Source organism: Pseudomonas sp. RP-B7 (assembly GCF_059803535.1).
This window is the reverse complement of record NZ_JAPFHC010000019.1, coordinates 95,011-109,933: the sequence shown is the minus strand read 5'-3', so window position 1 is coordinate 109,933 and position 14,923 is coordinate 95,011. Positions and strand designations below refer to the sequence as shown.

Genomic DNA, 14,923 nt, shown 5'->3' with positions numbered 1-14,923 from the left:
CGCGAAAGCGGCGTGTCAGTCAGCACATCTGATGCTGAACCACCGCATTCGCGGGCAAGCCCGCTCCCACAGGGGATCGTTATCAGGCTTTAGATCGAGATGAAGAAGAAACTCGCAATCAACGCCATGCCCACGAACCACACCAGTGAACGCAACATCGCCCAGTCCGCCAGGTAACAAATGATGTACAGCAGGCGACTGGTGATAAACAACACCGCCAGCACATTGATCGTCACCAGCTCAGCCGTGCCGGCCAGGTGCGCGACAATCACCGCCGCCGCAAACGCCGGGGTGACTTCAAAACTGTTGAGCTGCGCGTTGTGCGCACGTTTGGCGACCCCATCAAGCGTCTCCAGGAACGCACGCGGATCATGGTTCTGCCGGGGCCCGAACTTACCGCCGCTGAACTTGGCCACCCCCGTGCACAGGTAAGGCAGGAAAATCGCAATCAACACACACCAGAAGGCCACCGTCATCACTGCTTCCTTTTTTGGTTTTTAAACAGAAATTAGAGTTTTAGCACTAAATATGGCACGCCGCACTCACCGCTATGAACCACCGCCGCGCGAAAGGTTCTATCGTCGACTTGCCGCTTGCCCTGCAACCTCCCGCCGCTGCTGCGGTCCATCCCCCCACCAATGATCCGCCACCCAACTTCCAAGGACCCCGGATGCTTGAACTTGTCGCCGCGTTTATTTGCCTCACCACCCTGCTCACCTACGTGAACTTCCGTTTTATCGGCCTGCCGCCCACCATCGGTGTGATGGTCACGGCCCTGGTGTTTTCCCTGTTCCTGCAAGGCCTGAGTGTCCTCGGCTACCCGGGCCTGGAGGAACGCATCCAGCAATTGATCGGCCAGATCGACTTCGGCGACCTGCTGATGAACTGGATGCTCTCGTTCCTGCTGTTTGCCGGCGCCCTGCACGTCAACCTCAACGACCTGCGCAGCTACCGCTGGCCCATCGGCCTGCTCGCGACCTTTGGCGTGTTGATCGCCACTGTGGTGATCGGCAGCCTGGCGTACTACATCTTTGCCCTGTTCGGCTGGCACGTCAGTTTCCTGTACTGCCTGCTGTTCGGCGCGCTGATCTCGCCCACCGACCCGATTGCGGTATTGGGCGTATTGCGTACCGCCAATGCCTCGAAACCCTTGAAGACCACCATCGTCGGCGAGTCACTGTTCAACGACGGTACGGCAGTGGTGGTGTTTACCGTCTTGCTCGGCATCGCACAGCTGGGCGAAACCCCCACCGTCGGCGCCACAGCGATGCTGTTCGCCCATGAAGCGATTGGCGGCGTGGTGTTCGGCGGCCTGATCGGCTACCTCGTGTACCTGATGATCAAGAGCATCGAGCAGCACCAGATCGAAGTGATGCTGACCCTCGCCCTGGTGATCGGCGGCTCGGCGCTGGCCACCGAACTGCACGTCTCGGCACCGATTGCGATGGTGGTCGCGGGCCTGATCATTGGCAACCTGGGCCGCAAGCTGGCAATGAACGACATGACCCGCCGCTACCTCGACGGTTTCTGGGAATTGCTCGATGACATGCTCAACGCCTTGCTGTTCGCCTTGATCGGCATGGAGTTGCTGCTGTTGCCGTTCAACTGGCTGCATGTGTTCGCTGCCTGCTTGCTCGCAGTGGCCATCCTGCTCTCGCGTCTGCTGACGGTAGCCCCGGCGATCCTGCTGCTACGCCGCTGGCGCACGGTGCCGCGTGGCACTATCCGCATCCTCACCTGGGGCGGTTTGCGCGGCGGGGTCTCAGTGGCATTGGCTCTGGCCCTGCCATTGGGCCCCGAGCGTGACCTGCTGCTGAGCATCACCTATATCGTGGTGCTGTCATCGATCCTGTTGCAGGGGTTGAGCATCGGCAAGCTGGTCAAGCGCGTGACCCGCGACGAGCCCGCGCCTGGCACCTCAACTCATTGAGCCGAGGCCTCCTCGTTACTGAAGAACAGTGTTTGCGCCGCCTCAGGCTCGATGGTGGTGCGAAAGATCGACAATAACCGCTCGTTATCACCACGGGCCGCCCGTAGTCGCTGTTCAAAGCTGCCGACGGGCGTGCCTGCAGGTTTCAGATGCGCGAACTTGAAGCCCAGCGCCCCTGCGCTGTAATCGGCCGGGTAATGGAAGTGCGCAAACCAGAGCACCTCCGGCACCTGGCCGCTGGCCTTGACCTTCTGTATGTAGAAGCTGCGAAACAGCGGCGGCGAACCGGCGCCGGGTGCACGTCGGGTTTCAGGCACTTCCTTGATCTCGACGACACCCTCGGCCAGCAGGTCAGCGATGCCGGTGGTGGTCGGCTCACGCGCCAGCACCATACGTTGATGAGCCTCGCGGCCCGCCTTGATCAGCTCATTGGCCTTGTCTGTCAGGTTCTTCTCCAGCAACGCTTTCAACGGATCGACGTGTTCTGCATCTTTGCGACTTGCGAGGGAACGTCGTACGTCCTCGAACATCCGCTCGGCCAGCAACTCCAGATCGCCCCGCACCGCCCGAGGCGCAACCCGTATGTTTTGCTCCAGGCTTGGCAACGCCTTCAGAGCGTCCGTCCCGTGCTGGATCAATCGCCAACTGTTGATATAGCCTTGAGGTTGCCAGTGAATGGCCTGAACAACGGGGGTTGCCTGGTAGACCCAATCAACCCCGTCACTTGTCTGGGTTTTGACGAACCGCGCGTAAACATGACGGGTATAGGGGTCAACAAACTCCACCGATTCTTCCTCAGGCGCGCTCGAAGAACTGCCGCCCAAAGAACCACGTTGTGTGGCGGCCAACGCGCCGAAATGGCGACTCTGGACAATCCCTTCTGCGACCGTACCGCTGGTGGCCGGCAGCGCGGTTTGCTCGGCATAGAACTGCAGGGTGTCCTGCACGATTTCCTCACGAATTGTTTGGATATAGGCGCGATACTCATCCAGCGCAACGCGGTCGATGAAACTGCTGGGGATGGCGGCAGCCTGTGCGAGGCGCACATCCAGCCAGGCCAGTTCGTCGACGGTTTCGTCGAGCAATTGGCGGCGCTGGCCAACGCTGAAGTTCTGGTTGGTACAGAGCTGGCGGTAGCTGGATAGCCTCAAGCGACAACGCAGGTTGACGTCTTGTAGCAGGCTCAACACCTGCGCGCCCGGCGCCTCGACCTTTGCCCACACGCAGCGCAGGACCATCGGCCGCAGCCCGGCTTCAAGCCAGGCCAGAATCGGCGCCTTACCACGCCACTCCGGTGTATCCAGCGCACTTATCTGGGTATCTTGCGGGCGCACTGTTTCGAGCAGCGCCTCGTAGGCCACGCGCTGCTCACGGCACAGTTGCACCGCCTGGCCATGCAACCTGGCGATCCCACGAAGGCCAACACGCGTGGATTCGGGGAACGTGGCTCGCATGACCTCATGCAGCGTAAGCAGGTAAACTTCCGCAGGATCACTGATCTGCTTGTAACGCGTGCTGCGCATAACCTCCATCAACCGGACCTGAAAACGCAGGCAATTCACCTGGGTTGCCAGGAAGTGATGGCGCAGCGCCGTGTAATCCTGCACCACGTCCAAACGGCGGCGTTGCTCCAGCAGACCCAGCAGCAATTTGGCGCGCTGCTGCAACAGGGCGACGTTATCGATCTCGCGCTCAATCCGCGTGACACGTTCCGACAACGCGACGTCCGCCAGCAATTGCCCGATCACTGCGGCTCCAGGCATCTGCGCCTCAGTGTATTGGGCGTAGAGCGTATCGAACCGGCTTTTGAGCTCACGCGCCTGGGCAATGCCCTCGGCGTCTGCGCCCGGCGCGCCACCCCGCAACCGCAGCCGCAGGTCCAGGCTCCAGTGCCCTTTACCATCAGCCTTGAGCCAAGGCCCCCGGCGCCCATTGCCGGCAACGACTCGTACGTCGTCATGTTCGATGCTCACGTTGTAACAATTCCCATCAACCTCGGCGTACCACTGGCCATCGTTCTGCAACAGGCCGGACCTGGCACCGCTGATCACCCGGGTTGCCGCCGTGGGCTTGGCCACCCTGAAGGTTTGCAAGTCGGCCAGTTGGGAAGGCGTCAAGCGACTGGACGTGGGCAACCAGCCATATTCGACAGCCATATAAGCCTGGCTCACGTCACGCGCAGCGTCCATGGCCGGCAATTCCTGCACGGGGTTGTCCACGCTCGGCGCGGGGGGCTCGATGATTTCTGGACGTTGCGGCGCCTCGATTTCGCCCTCACGCCGGGCGTTGTTGACGCGATCGCTGAGCGCATCATTGGAGTAGTGCATCAGCACCAACGCCATATTCAGGAAAAACCCAACCAAGGTTGCGCTCTCATCTTCATTGTCCTCGCGAGCGGCGGCGCCGAGTTGCTCGTGCACGGACCACGCCACCTGCAACCATCCGACCACCGCCAGCGGCCCTGTAACCAACGGCATGACGCTGTTCAACCCCAGCGACAGCCCCTCCATTCGCCGCGCCCAGAGGTTTTCACGGTTGGACACCGACTGCCGGTCTGCTTGTTCGAGAATTGCCTGCACCTGGCTTTGATAGAGATGTTGCCCGTAGTCACCTTGCACCTTGTCAGTGGCCAACATCGCCGGGGTGCTGGTCAGGGCATCGATCAGCAACGCCAACCCGTCCATCGTATTGAAGTGGGGAGCGAGGAACCCGCTGCCCCGGTAAGTGGCGCGCGCGTCGGCGCTCATCCAGGCCAGCACCTGTTGCTGCAGTTCACCCGGCTGGTCGATGGCCTTGAGCAGGTCTTGCCGGCTGGCGAACTCCATCAACTTGGGCTGCGCCATCGGCCGGTACAACACCACTGGCCCGGCATCGAGGGACTGGGGCCCGATGACAAACATGTTAGTGACCACATCGGCGGACGCGCTGGCAGTGGCTTTGAACGCCAGGGGCCTGAGCACGATGACTTGGTTGCCCAGGTAGCGATCGATCTCCTGTGCCTGCATCACGGCGACAACGCTTTCGTAGCCCTTGCGGCTCAAGCCCCATTGGCCACGGGTGTAGAACTCTAGCGCCAGCAGCGGCAGTTCAATGCGCAGTTGCGCGATAAAGCTGCGGCTGCGCCATCGCACTTCGGCGGGTGAATCCCTGAGCGCTAGCGCCACTAGGTTGGGGTAGTGCTCGCCGATATCGACCTCGCTCACCAAGCGCTTGATGGCGCTAGGCGTCAGCCAATGGGGCGGCTCGGCGCCGTTACGCAACGTCACTTCAATCGAGTCTCCCGGCAGGCTCGCCAGGTTTTCCAACGCAACCTTGAGCAAGGTGGTGATGAGCTTGACTGGAAGCCCGCCCACGGCCGATACGCCCCTGACCGTATGCACCGTGATGATCACGTCATTCGGTTCCAGGGGCGAGGCCTTGGGGTACGCTGCCATCAGCCGCTCCCGGGTGAACGCCAGCAACGACGGCACCCCATCGTCGAAAAAGCGCCAGTTGGGTTGACTGAACAGCTTGCCCAAGCTGTTCAAATACTGGGAAAACAAGCCGCGCACCTCACGGCTGGCCTGTTTCACCCAGCCCGGCAGGGCACCGTAAAGCCTGCGCAGCCCAGCGTCGGTATCGAGCTGCAAACTGTCGAAATCCCCCGTGGCCAGCCACTGCACCATTTCCAGCAAGGCAGCGCTCCAGTAGGGGGATCGACGCCCCAACTCAACACCCCACCGCAGGTCGCTCAACTGCTTGGCCAGAAAGCTCAAGGCAAACCCATCGAAAATATTCGAGCGCGGCTCATACAGCCGCCATTGCATTGCACGCCCCGGCGCCAAGCCGGCCAGACGCGTGCGCAACGCTGCGCCCAAGGCGGCACGGGAAGTAAACACTTCAATGCCCGCACTCAAGGTAAAGAGCAGCAGTGTCTCGCCGCTGCCGGCAGGACCGACAAGTACCATGCCGCGCAACAATTCCAACGCGTCGCTGCCCGCCTCTCCCCATTGGTCTACCAGATAGGCCCGGGTAGTGCCGCCGCGCAAGTTGTTGTCGGGGACTTGCAGCACGTCATTGATCATCTGGCGCTGGCCGGGGTCGCTGACAAGCGTGGGCACGCTCAACTGCCTCAGGGTTTCTTTCAAGCGCAGCGACAGCGACTCAAAGCGGCTGCGCGCTTCGATGGACAGCTCGCTCCAGTCATCGATCAACGCCCGCTGGCAATGCTCAAGCAACAAGGGTCCAAGCTGGTTGACGGACGCCTGGGCGTCCAGGTTTTTCAACGCCAAGATCTTGATCGGCTCGCTGTCCGGCTGCTCCGTCAGCAGTTGGCCGCGTGTGTAATCGACCCAGATACCGTCGACGAAACGATTGATCAACGCGTCAACCAACGTCAAACGTTCGTAACCCGCGAGGTCGATCACCTGGTTCTGGTAGCGATAGCGCGGCGTCAGCACCACGGGGGCGGTGTCCGTGATAGCCACCGTGGGGTACGTTGCGCGCAGTGTGCGCTGCAGGGCTTGCAGGGCAATCACTTGCAGGGAGGATCGAGTGGAAAAAAGCGCCTGGATATCCCGGGCGGCTCGCCGCAGGGGCATCAGGTGATACAGCGAATGAGGCGTCTTGGCCATTGGTCACGTCCTTGAAAAGACGCGGGCCCTGAATGCCTGGTGGGTGAAGCTCGGCCAGTCAGCCCGCCGAGCCAGCGTGCCGACCTATCAAAACCCTGGGTGACAAGGGAGTACCACCCTGCGGGTTATTGCTTGTCGATCTGTTGCGGGTGCCTGGGGTCCGCGGCTTTTTTGCCAGGCAAACTGCTTTCACTGCGGATCTGCGCGTGACTGATCAGCGCAAAAATAAAGCTGCCGCCGATGATATTGCCCGCCAGCGTCGGCCCGGCGAAGACCAGCCAGAAATCCTTCCATGGCAACTCGCCGGCAAACACCAGGTAGGACACTTCCGCCGACCCAACCACGATATGGGTGAAGTCGCCCAGTGCCATCAGGTAGGTGATCAGGATGATGATCCACAGCTTGGCGCTTTCCATCGACGGGATCATCCACACCATGGTCGCGATCATCCAGCCGGAGACGATGCCCTTGGCGAACATCTGCCCGGGGTCGTTTTCCATGACCTTGCGGCCGATCTCCAAAAAAGCCAGGTCGGTCTTGGTGTCGAAGATCGGCAAGTGCAACATCACGTACGCCACCAGCAACGTACCGCACAGGTTGCCCACCAGCACCACCGTCCACAAACGCAACAGGCGCCCGGCATTGGCCAGGGTGGGTTTGCTCATCACCGGCAACACAGCGGTCAGGGTGTTTTCGGTGAACAGTTGCTGGCGCGCAAGAATCACCGCGAGGAAGCCTGCGCAGTAGCCGAAGCTGGCGATCACCTTGAATGCTTCGCCGTCCGGCAACCGCGAATTAAGCAGCCCCATGCCCATCAGCGACAAGCCCATGGTCAGGCCGGCGGCCAACGCCGACCACCACAAGGCCGCGACATTGCGCTCTAGCTCCTGGTCGCCCTGGGTGCGGATTATTTCATGCAGAACCGCCGCGCGGGGCGGCTGGTTCTCGTCCACATCCTGTTGTTCTTCCCGCGACAGGTTGGGGGTCTTGCCGTCGTCTCGAGTGGCCATGATCGTGTGCGTCCAAGGGGTGCCTGAAGATACGACATGCCGCGAGCGTGGCTGTTCATTTAAACCGGAAGGCGCCAGGTCTTGGCCATTTCCACGGTGGTTGAGCTAAAGAGTTTGCCCCAGGGTTTGTTACGCGCCTGATAGTTGTTAATGATGTTATCCAGCACCTGGTTCACTTCGGCTGGCGTCGTCGCACGCTCCAGATCACGCACGGCGTCGCGCAACAGCGTCGCGTTGGCATCCGACTGACCGTAGCGGAACAAGGATGGATAAATCACTTCGCGCACCAGGTTATCGGCCGCCGCTGCCACATCGCGCCGCTTCATCTCAGCCATGCCACTTCGCAGCACCTTGGACATATGCCCGTGTGTCGATTGCAGCAATTGCTGGAAGTTGGCGTTGCCCGGGGCATTGAGTTGCGTCGCCAGCCAGTCCAGCGACTCCGGCCGATCAGCCAGGCTGTCCAGGTTGCGCAAGGCACTGGCCAGCGCTGCGCCCAGTTCCAGCCGATCACCCTGATTGGACGCGCTGATGGCGCTGTCCAGAGCCGCTAATACCTGGCGCGCCTCATGCCGAAAACGCAGCACCGGCTTGCAGGCTTCGTCCTTGGCGAGATCCGGTGCGGCACTGGCCAACGTTTCGTCGTCCAGGGCCAGAATGGCGCTGTGGACGGAGTCAAACATGTACTGCTCACGTACGTTTTCGCGCTTGTCCAAGTGCTCGCTCACCGCATCAAAGGCGCGCTTTTGCAGATGATTTTTTACATCCTGCGGCATGCCGAAGTTGAGTGTGCCCTTGAGCGTGCCGCGGAAATCGCCCAGTTCGGTATTCAAAGGCAGGCTCACCGTCTGATCGGCAAAGGGCTTCAACCGGGCGCGCATCAGCTCGCCGTTGGCGGTGTGTGCGGTTCCCGTGACGGCGTCCGCGACCGCATCCATCAGGCCCGCACCCGGCTTGGGCACCGTGACGTCGTCCAATCGCAGGATCAACCGCTCGACATCGGTCACTGCGTTGCCGTGGGGCTGGCGCTGATACAGGTCCGCCACCGGCGTGTTGAGCAAGACGCCGCCGTCCTGGAAAGCCGTTTTTTCACCTTGCTCCTGGAAGCCATGCCCCCGCTCTTGCGGTGACTTGAACAGGATCGGCAGGGCTGCGGAAATGTGGGCGGCGCGGGCAATGTCCATATCCGGCGTCAGGCTGGCGTTGAACACGACAAGTTGCGGTCTGCCGGCAAACATCGCCGTACCGGTGATATTGAGCGGCTTGATTGCAGGAATCTGCCGGCTCAAGGCCTCCAGGTCGGCAAACGTAGTGGCCCCGCCGGCACTGAGCCGGTCGGCGATGGCCATGGTGCTGGTCGAACGCGCGTCCCTGGGCAGCTCGGCGATTCGTTCCAGCACCGCCTGGCGCGACTCGTCACGGATCAAGCGTTCCAGGGGCTGCGCGCTGGATTGCAGGCGTGGCAGCAGCGTGTAGAGAGCTTGCAGGACATCGCCTACAGGCGCCGGTAAGCGACCCACCATCCGTCCCACGTCGGTGTAGGCATTCTGCAACGCCCGGACCCAGGTCCTGTCGCTATTGAGCAGCGTCGGAAGCTCCAAGTTGTCCGACAGCAGGTCAAACCGCTCGGCCCCCATGCCACTGGCCAGTAGCGCGCCATAAATCGCCCCGGCCGACGAGCCGGAAACCGTCTGGATGTCACGCAGAGCGTTCCTCTCCTCCAGGGCCTGCACCACTCCGGAATAGGCAACGCCCTTGGCCCCACCGCCGCTGGCCACCAACTGCGTCGCGGGCGGGCGCGACAGCAGCATTTCTACCTGGCCATTTCGATACCGGTTGAGGGTCAAGGCACGCTTGCCACTGTTCGCCACCAATACGGTTTTGTCAGCGGCAGTCTCGGATTGAGGTGCGGGGTAGGATACAAGCAGGGGAGTAGGTGAGACTTTCATGGTGGCGCTCTCTGCAGGATTTAATCCTGAGTAACGCGAGCGCCGATGAAAGATCCCTCTCGTGGCTTCTGGAAATAGTTATCCCGCGCAGCCCCCTACTCGCTGATGCTTTCGTCCTGAAACTGATCCTTCACGTACTTGATCTCGGTACGCCCGTGTGGCGCCGGCAAGCCATCTTCGCCGAGGTTGACGAAGACCATTTTTTCCACGGTGAGGATGCTTTTGCGGGTGATCTTGTTACGCACTTCGCAGGTCAGGGTGATGGAGGTACGGCCGAACTCGGTGGCGGTGATGCCCAGTTCGATGATGTCGCCCTGGCGCGAGGCGCTGACGAAGTTGATTTCGGAGATGTACTTGGTAACGACGCGCTGGTTGCCCAGTTGGACAATCGCGTATATCGCCGCTTCTTCGTCGATCCAGCGCAGCAGGCTGCCGCCGAACAGGGTGCCGTTGGGGTTGAGGTCTTCAGGTTTTACCCATTTGCGGGTGTGGAAGTTCATGGTCACTCCAAAGCGTCTTGCCGAATGATGGGCGACATCATGGCAGAGGCCGCGCCAGAGCTCTATGAAGCATTGCCTATCAAGTCCATGAGCGATCTTCATGTGTCCGACAGAAAGGCTTGGGAAGTGCGGCGCACACGGCTATAATCGGCGCCGTTTCAAAACGGTCATATCCACTTGTTACCGTTTTCCCGCCACCTGTCCGAGGGGCGCTGCAGCAGGTTCAACCTGTCAGGCTCGGATGGGGCGTTGTCCGGCCTGGTTCATCGGGCTTGATACTAAACGCACAACGGCGCCCATTCGCACACTACGAATGGAGGCTCTCTATGAGCGCTGTCAACACGCCTGCAGATTTCACCGACTACAAAGTCGCCGACATGTCCCTCGCTGCCTGGGGCCGTCGCGAAACCTTTATCGCCGAATCCGAAATGCCAGCCCTGATGGGTCTGCGCCGCAAATACGCCAGCGAGCAACCGCTCAAGGGCGCGAAGATTCTCGGCTGCATCCACATGACCATCCAGACTGCCGTGCTGATCGAAACCCTGGTTGCCCTGGGTGCCGAAGTGCGTTGGTCGTCCTGCAACATCTTCTCGACTCAAGACCAGGCCGCTGCCGCCATCGCTGCTGCCGGTATCCCGGTATTCGCCTGGAAAGGCGAGACCGAAGAAGAGTACGAGTGGTGCCTGGAGCAAACCATCCTGAAAGATGGCGCGCCTTGGGATGCCAACATGATCCTCGACGACGGCGGCGACCTGACCGAGCTGCTGCACAAGAAATACCCGGCCATCCTGGACCGCGTCCACGGCGTGACCGAAGAAACCACCACCGGCGTACACCGCCTGCTGGACATGCTGGCCAAGGGCGAGCTGAAAATCCCGGCCATCAACGTCAACGACTCGGTGACCAAGAGCAAGAACGACAACAAATACGGCTGCCGTCACAGCCTGAACGACGCCATCAAGCGCGGCACCGACCACCTGCTGTCGGGCAAGCAAGCCCTGGTGATCGGCTACGGTGACGTGGGCAAGGGTTCGTCCCAGTCCCTGCGTCAGGAAGGCATGATCGTCAAGGTTTCCGAAGTTGACCCGATCTGCGCCATGCAAGCCTGCATGGACGGCTTCGAAGTGGTTTCGCCGTTCATCGATGGCATCAATGACGGCACCGAAGCGAGCATCGACAAGGCTCTGCTGGGCAAGATCGACCTGATCGTAACCACCACCGGCAACGTCAATGTTTGCGACTCGAACATGCTCAAGGCCCTGAAGAAGCGCGCCGTGGTCTGCAACATCGGTCACTTCGACAACGAAATCGACACCGCTTTCATGCGCAAGAACTGGGCATGGGAAGAAGTGAAGCCGCAGGTGCACAAGGTTCACCGTACCGGCGCTGGCGATTTCGACCCGCAGAACGACGACTACCTGATCCTGCTGGCCGAAGGCCGCCTGGTTAACCTGGGCAACGCCACTGGCCACCCAAGCCGCATCATGGACGGCTCGTTCGCCAACCAGGTACTGGCGCAGATCTTCCTGTTCGAGCAGAAATACGCCGACCTGTCGCCAGCCCAGAAAGCCGAGCGCCTGACCGTGGAAGTACTGCCGAAGAAACTCGACGAAGAAGTGGCCCTGGAAATGGTCCGCGGCTTCGGCGGCGTCGTGACTCAACTGACCAAGACCCAGGCCGACTACATCGGCGTGACCGTTGAAGGTCCGTTCAAGCCGCACGCTTACCGCTACTGATTTGCCTGCGGCCCGCTGCCCTTGTGGGCGCGGGCTTGTGTGGGAGCGGGCTTGCCCGCGAATGCGCTATATCAGTTGATGCATCCGGTGACTGACACACCGCTTTCGCGAGCAAGCCCGCCCCCACATTAAATCGGTGCATGACTTCCGGTATCTGAGTTTCATAGGGTTATTACCATGTCCCAAGACCGTCGCTACAGCTTCGAGTTCTTCCCGACCAAGACCGATGCTGGGCATGAAAAATTGATGGCGACTGCCAGGCAGTTGGCCAGCTACAACCCCGACTTCTTCTCCTGCACCTACGGCGCCGGCGGTTCGACCCGTGATCGCACGATCAATACCGTGTTGCAGCTGGAAAGCGAAGTCAAAGTTCCTGCCGCTCCGCACTTGTCCTGCGTGGGCGACAGCAAGGCCGACCTGCGCGGCCTGCTGACCCAATACAAGCAAGCCGGCATCAAACGTATCGTTGCCCTGCGTGGCGACCTGCCATCCGGCATGGGTATCGCCAGCGGTGAGCTGCGCTACGCCAACGACCTGGTGAGTTTCATCCGTGAAGAAAGCGGCGATCACTTCCATATCGAAGTGGCGGCTTACCCGGAGATGCACCCCCAGGCACGCAATTTCGAAGATGATCTGCAGAACTTCGTGCGCAAGGCCAACGCCGGCGCCAACAGCGCGATCACCCAGTACTTCTTCAACGCCGACAGCTACTTCTACTTCGTCGAGCGTGTACGGGCCATGGGTGTGAACATCCCGATCGTGCCGGGCATCATGCCGATCACCAACTACAGCAAGCTCGCACGCTTCTCCGACGCGTGCGGTGCCGAGATCCCACGCTGGGTGCGCAAACAACTGGAAGCCTACGGCGACGACGTCAAGAGCATCCAGGCGTTCGGCGAGCAGGTCATCAGCGAAATGTGTGAACGTTTGTTACAAGGTGGTGCACCCGGCCTGCACTTCTATACCCTCAACCAGGCTGACCCTAGCCTGGCGATCTGGAACAACCTCAAGCTGCCACGCTAAGGCCCGTTCGGTCGCACCCGGGCCCTCGTTGATACGGGGGCTTTTTTTGTTCATACCTCCCGGAATGGAAGCCTGCAGTACATGAATACAGCATCCCCGACTCCCCGCCCGCAGCTGGTTTATCTGGTATTCGGCGCCGAGACCTATCATCAGGAAGCGGTATTCAGCATCGCCAGTGCCCTGTCCCATCTGGGCGGCCCCCAGGACATGCCCCTGGACATCCAGGTATTCAGCGACAACCCCGAGCCCTATCGCGACCTGCCGGTGCACGTCCACACCCTGGACGACGCCACCCGCAAGCGCTGGAGTGAGCCCCACGGCTACCATTTCCGCACCAAGCACGTGCTGTTGCGCCAGGTCCTGGAGACCGCGGAGCGCGCTCTGCTGATCGACACCGACACGTTTTTCCACGACTCGCCCATGGCCCTGTTCGAGCGCGTCGCCCCCGGCACCGTGCTGTGCAACGCGTTCCACGCCAAGTACGGCGATAACCGCGAAAGCGTGCTGTACGAGACCCTCGCCCAGCTCCTGGCCGACAAGGGCCTGGCCGATGACGACATGCCACTGCTTAACTCCGGCGTGATGGGCATGGCTCGCGAGGATGCGCACCTGCTGGACCGTTCCATCGAACTGATGGACGAACTGTTCCCCCTGGCCCAGGGCGCCTACACCCTGGAAGAGTTCTGCCTGTCGGTGGTCGCCTACCGCAGCGTCAACGTGCGCCAGTGCCCGGACCTGATCCACCACTACTGGAGCCGCAAGCAGCTGTTCCGGGCCAAGGTCAGGGCGTGGATCGCCAAGCACGGTGCCGCACCGACCTGCGCGCACGCCCTGGCCGACACTCGCCAGGTCTCCGCCCACCTGCCGCGCCCACCACGCCTGCAACGCCTGATGTACAAGCTGATCACCCTGGCCCTGCCCAAGCGCAAGCAGCAGTTCATCCGCGAAATCCTCTACGGCTGCTACGAGCACGAAAACGAGTTCGACCAGGCGTGCGGCCCGGTTTGGTGGGACAAGGCCCGGCAAAATCAGGCAGAGCGGCAGAAATCCCCCGTGGATGCTCATCAACTGGAGCGCTGGTTCGCCAATCCCCTGGTGCGCCTGATTCTGGGCGAGCGCCGTGCGGCGATCCATGCCCACCTGATGACCTCGGAGACAAAATAGCGCAGCCCGCAGATGCTTGTGCCAGAGCTTTTCTTTAGGGCCCGAGCGACGTAACCTCAGGGCATGCCCGTGATTCTGAAGCTTGCGACCGCTGCCCTTTTGACTTGCTTGAGCCTGGCGGCTTACGGCGAGAAATTGCGCATTGTCACCGAGCCCTGGGCGCCCTACGTCTATGACGACCGCGGCACCATGCGCGGGCTGGACTACGAAACCACGGTGATCGTGTTCCAGCGCCTTGGGGTCGACGTGGAGTGGCAGTTCCTGCCCTGGAAGCGCTGCCTGGCGATGCTCGAACAAGGCCATGCCGACGGCGCGCTGGATATTTTCCACAGCCACGAGCGCGACACCCTACTGCTTTACCCCAGCGAGCCGCTGTCGGAAGTCCAGTTCGTGCTGTACTACGCCAACGACCGCCCCCACCCTGCCGACACCCTTGACGACCTGCGCGGCCTGACAGTCGGCACCTCGCCGGGCTACCTCTACGGCGATGCCTTCAGCAGCTCCAGCTTGTTCAACCGCGAACCGGCGCCCAGCCACGAAGCCAACTTCGGCAAATTGCTGCTGGGCCGCGTCGATCTGGTGATCACCGACCGCCGCGTCGGCCAGCATGTAATCAAGGCCCTGGGCCTGGAGGGCAAAGTCAGCCAGGCGCCGGTGGTGGTCAGCCGCCAACAGCAATTTCTGGCCGTACGCCGGGGCGCGGGCATGGACCTGCTGGTGCAGCGCTTTGCCGCCGAACTCAAGCGTTTCAAGCAGGAGCCCGCGTACATCGCTCTGAGCGCCCAATACGGTGGATTTCAAGCCAGTACGGCCTTGGAACACGCCGTTGAGCAGCAGGAAAGCAGCGCGCCGTGATTGCTCTGTTATACTCCGGCCTTTCCGCCAGGCTTACGCCCGGCCGCTGAGGTCTTGAAAAAGGCACCCAACCCCGCTACAGCGCAGCTTTCAGCCCCGCGCGAGCCGGTGGAGTGCCCGCCAGACGCAGCAGGACCGGACGG

At 61.4% G+C, this 14,923-nt stretch carries 10 protein-coding genes and 1 riboswitch; of the genes, 5 read left to right on the top strand and 5 right to left on the bottom strand.

Going from position 1 to position 14,923, the window contains the following annotated elements; translation table 11 throughout:
* Positions 1-89: 89 nt before the first annotated feature.
* Positions 90-476 carry an MAPEG family protein gene (locus OPU96_RS18285; protein WP_192299926.1) on the bottom strand — a complete coding sequence of 129 codons (387 nt, stop codon included), beginning with the start codon at positions 474-476 and terminating at the stop codon, positions 90-92.
* A 194-nt stretch (positions 477-670) separates the two neighbouring features.
* Between OPU96_RS18285 and OPU96_RS18280 the strand changes: the two genes are divergently transcribed.
* Positions 671-1,930 carry a cation:proton antiporter gene (locus OPU96_RS18280; RefSeq protein ID WP_226454535.1) on the top strand — a complete coding sequence of 420 codons (1,260 nt, stop codon included), beginning with the start codon at positions 671-673 and terminating at the stop codon, positions 1,928-1,930.
* On the opposite strand, the gene OPU96_RS18275 is transcribed toward OPU96_RS18280, so the two are convergent.
* The 4 genes from OPU96_RS18275 to OPU96_RS18260 all read right to left on the bottom strand — a co-directional run bounded on the left by OPU96_RS18275 (position 1,924) and on the right by OPU96_RS18260 (position 10,002).
* Positions 1,924-6,543, bottom strand: coding sequence for a dermonecrotic toxin domain-containing protein (locus OPU96_RS18275; protein ID WP_498559454.1), 4,620 nt, complete (start codon positions 6,541-6,543; stop codon positions 1,924-1,926). The genes OPU96_RS18280 and OPU96_RS18275 overlap by 7 nt on opposite strands.
* A 125-nt stretch (positions 6,544-6,668) precedes the next feature.
* Positions 6,669-7,553 carry a formate/nitrite transporter family protein gene (locus tag OPU96_RS18270; RefSeq protein ID WP_226454537.1) on the bottom strand — a complete coding sequence of 295 codons (885 nt, stop codon included), beginning with the start codon at positions 7,551-7,553 and terminating at the stop codon, positions 6,669-6,671.
* Between the two features lie 59 nt (positions 7,554-7,612).
* A complete protein-coding gene (locus OPU96_RS18265) occupies positions 7,613-9,502 on the bottom strand; it encodes a patatin-like phospholipase family protein (RefSeq protein WP_498559453.1) in 1,890 nt (629 codons plus the stop codon).
* A 95-nt stretch (positions 9,503-9,597) separates the two neighbouring features.
* The gene (locus OPU96_RS18260; protein WP_122488807.1) at positions 9,598-10,002 is read right to left on the bottom strand and encodes an acyl-CoA thioesterase; all 405 of its coding nucleotides are present in this window, start codon (positions 10,000-10,002) and stop codon (positions 9,598-9,600) included.
* Between the two features lie 198 nt (positions 10,003-10,200).
* Positions 10,201-10,307: riboswitch (S-adenosyl-L-homocysteine riboswitch) on the top strand.
* 21 nt (positions 10,308-10,328) lie between these two features.
* On the opposite strand from OPU96_RS18260, the gene ahcY reads away from it, so the two are divergent.
* The 4 genes from ahcY (at position 10,329) to OPU96_RS18240 (ending at position 14,780) form a co-directional block, all read left to right on the top strand.
* Positions 10,329-11,738, top strand: a complete 1,410-nt coding sequence (gene ahcY, locus OPU96_RS18255; RefSeq protein ID WP_192299931.1) for an adenosylhomocysteinase — start codon at positions 10,329-10,331, stop codon at positions 11,736-11,738.
* Positions 11,739-11,915: 177 nt separating this feature from the next.
* Positions 11,916-12,761 carry a methylenetetrahydrofolate reductase [NAD(P)H] gene (gene metF, locus OPU96_RS18250; protein WP_226454539.1) on the top strand — a complete coding sequence of 282 codons (846 nt, stop codon included), beginning with the start codon at positions 11,916-11,918 and terminating at the stop codon, positions 12,759-12,761.
* Between the two features lie 81 nt (positions 12,762-12,842).
* Entirely contained in the window at positions 12,843-13,925 is a 1,083-nt protein-coding gene (locus OPU96_RS18245) for a hypothetical protein (RefSeq protein WP_226454540.1), read from the top strand.
* A 63-nt stretch (positions 13,926-13,988) separates the two neighbouring features.
* Positions 13,989-14,780, top strand: a complete 792-nt coding sequence (locus OPU96_RS18240) for a substrate-binding periplasmic protein (protein WP_226454541.1) — start codon at positions 13,989-13,991, stop codon at positions 14,778-14,780.
* The last annotated feature ends 143 nt before the right edge of the window (positions 14,781-14,923 follow it).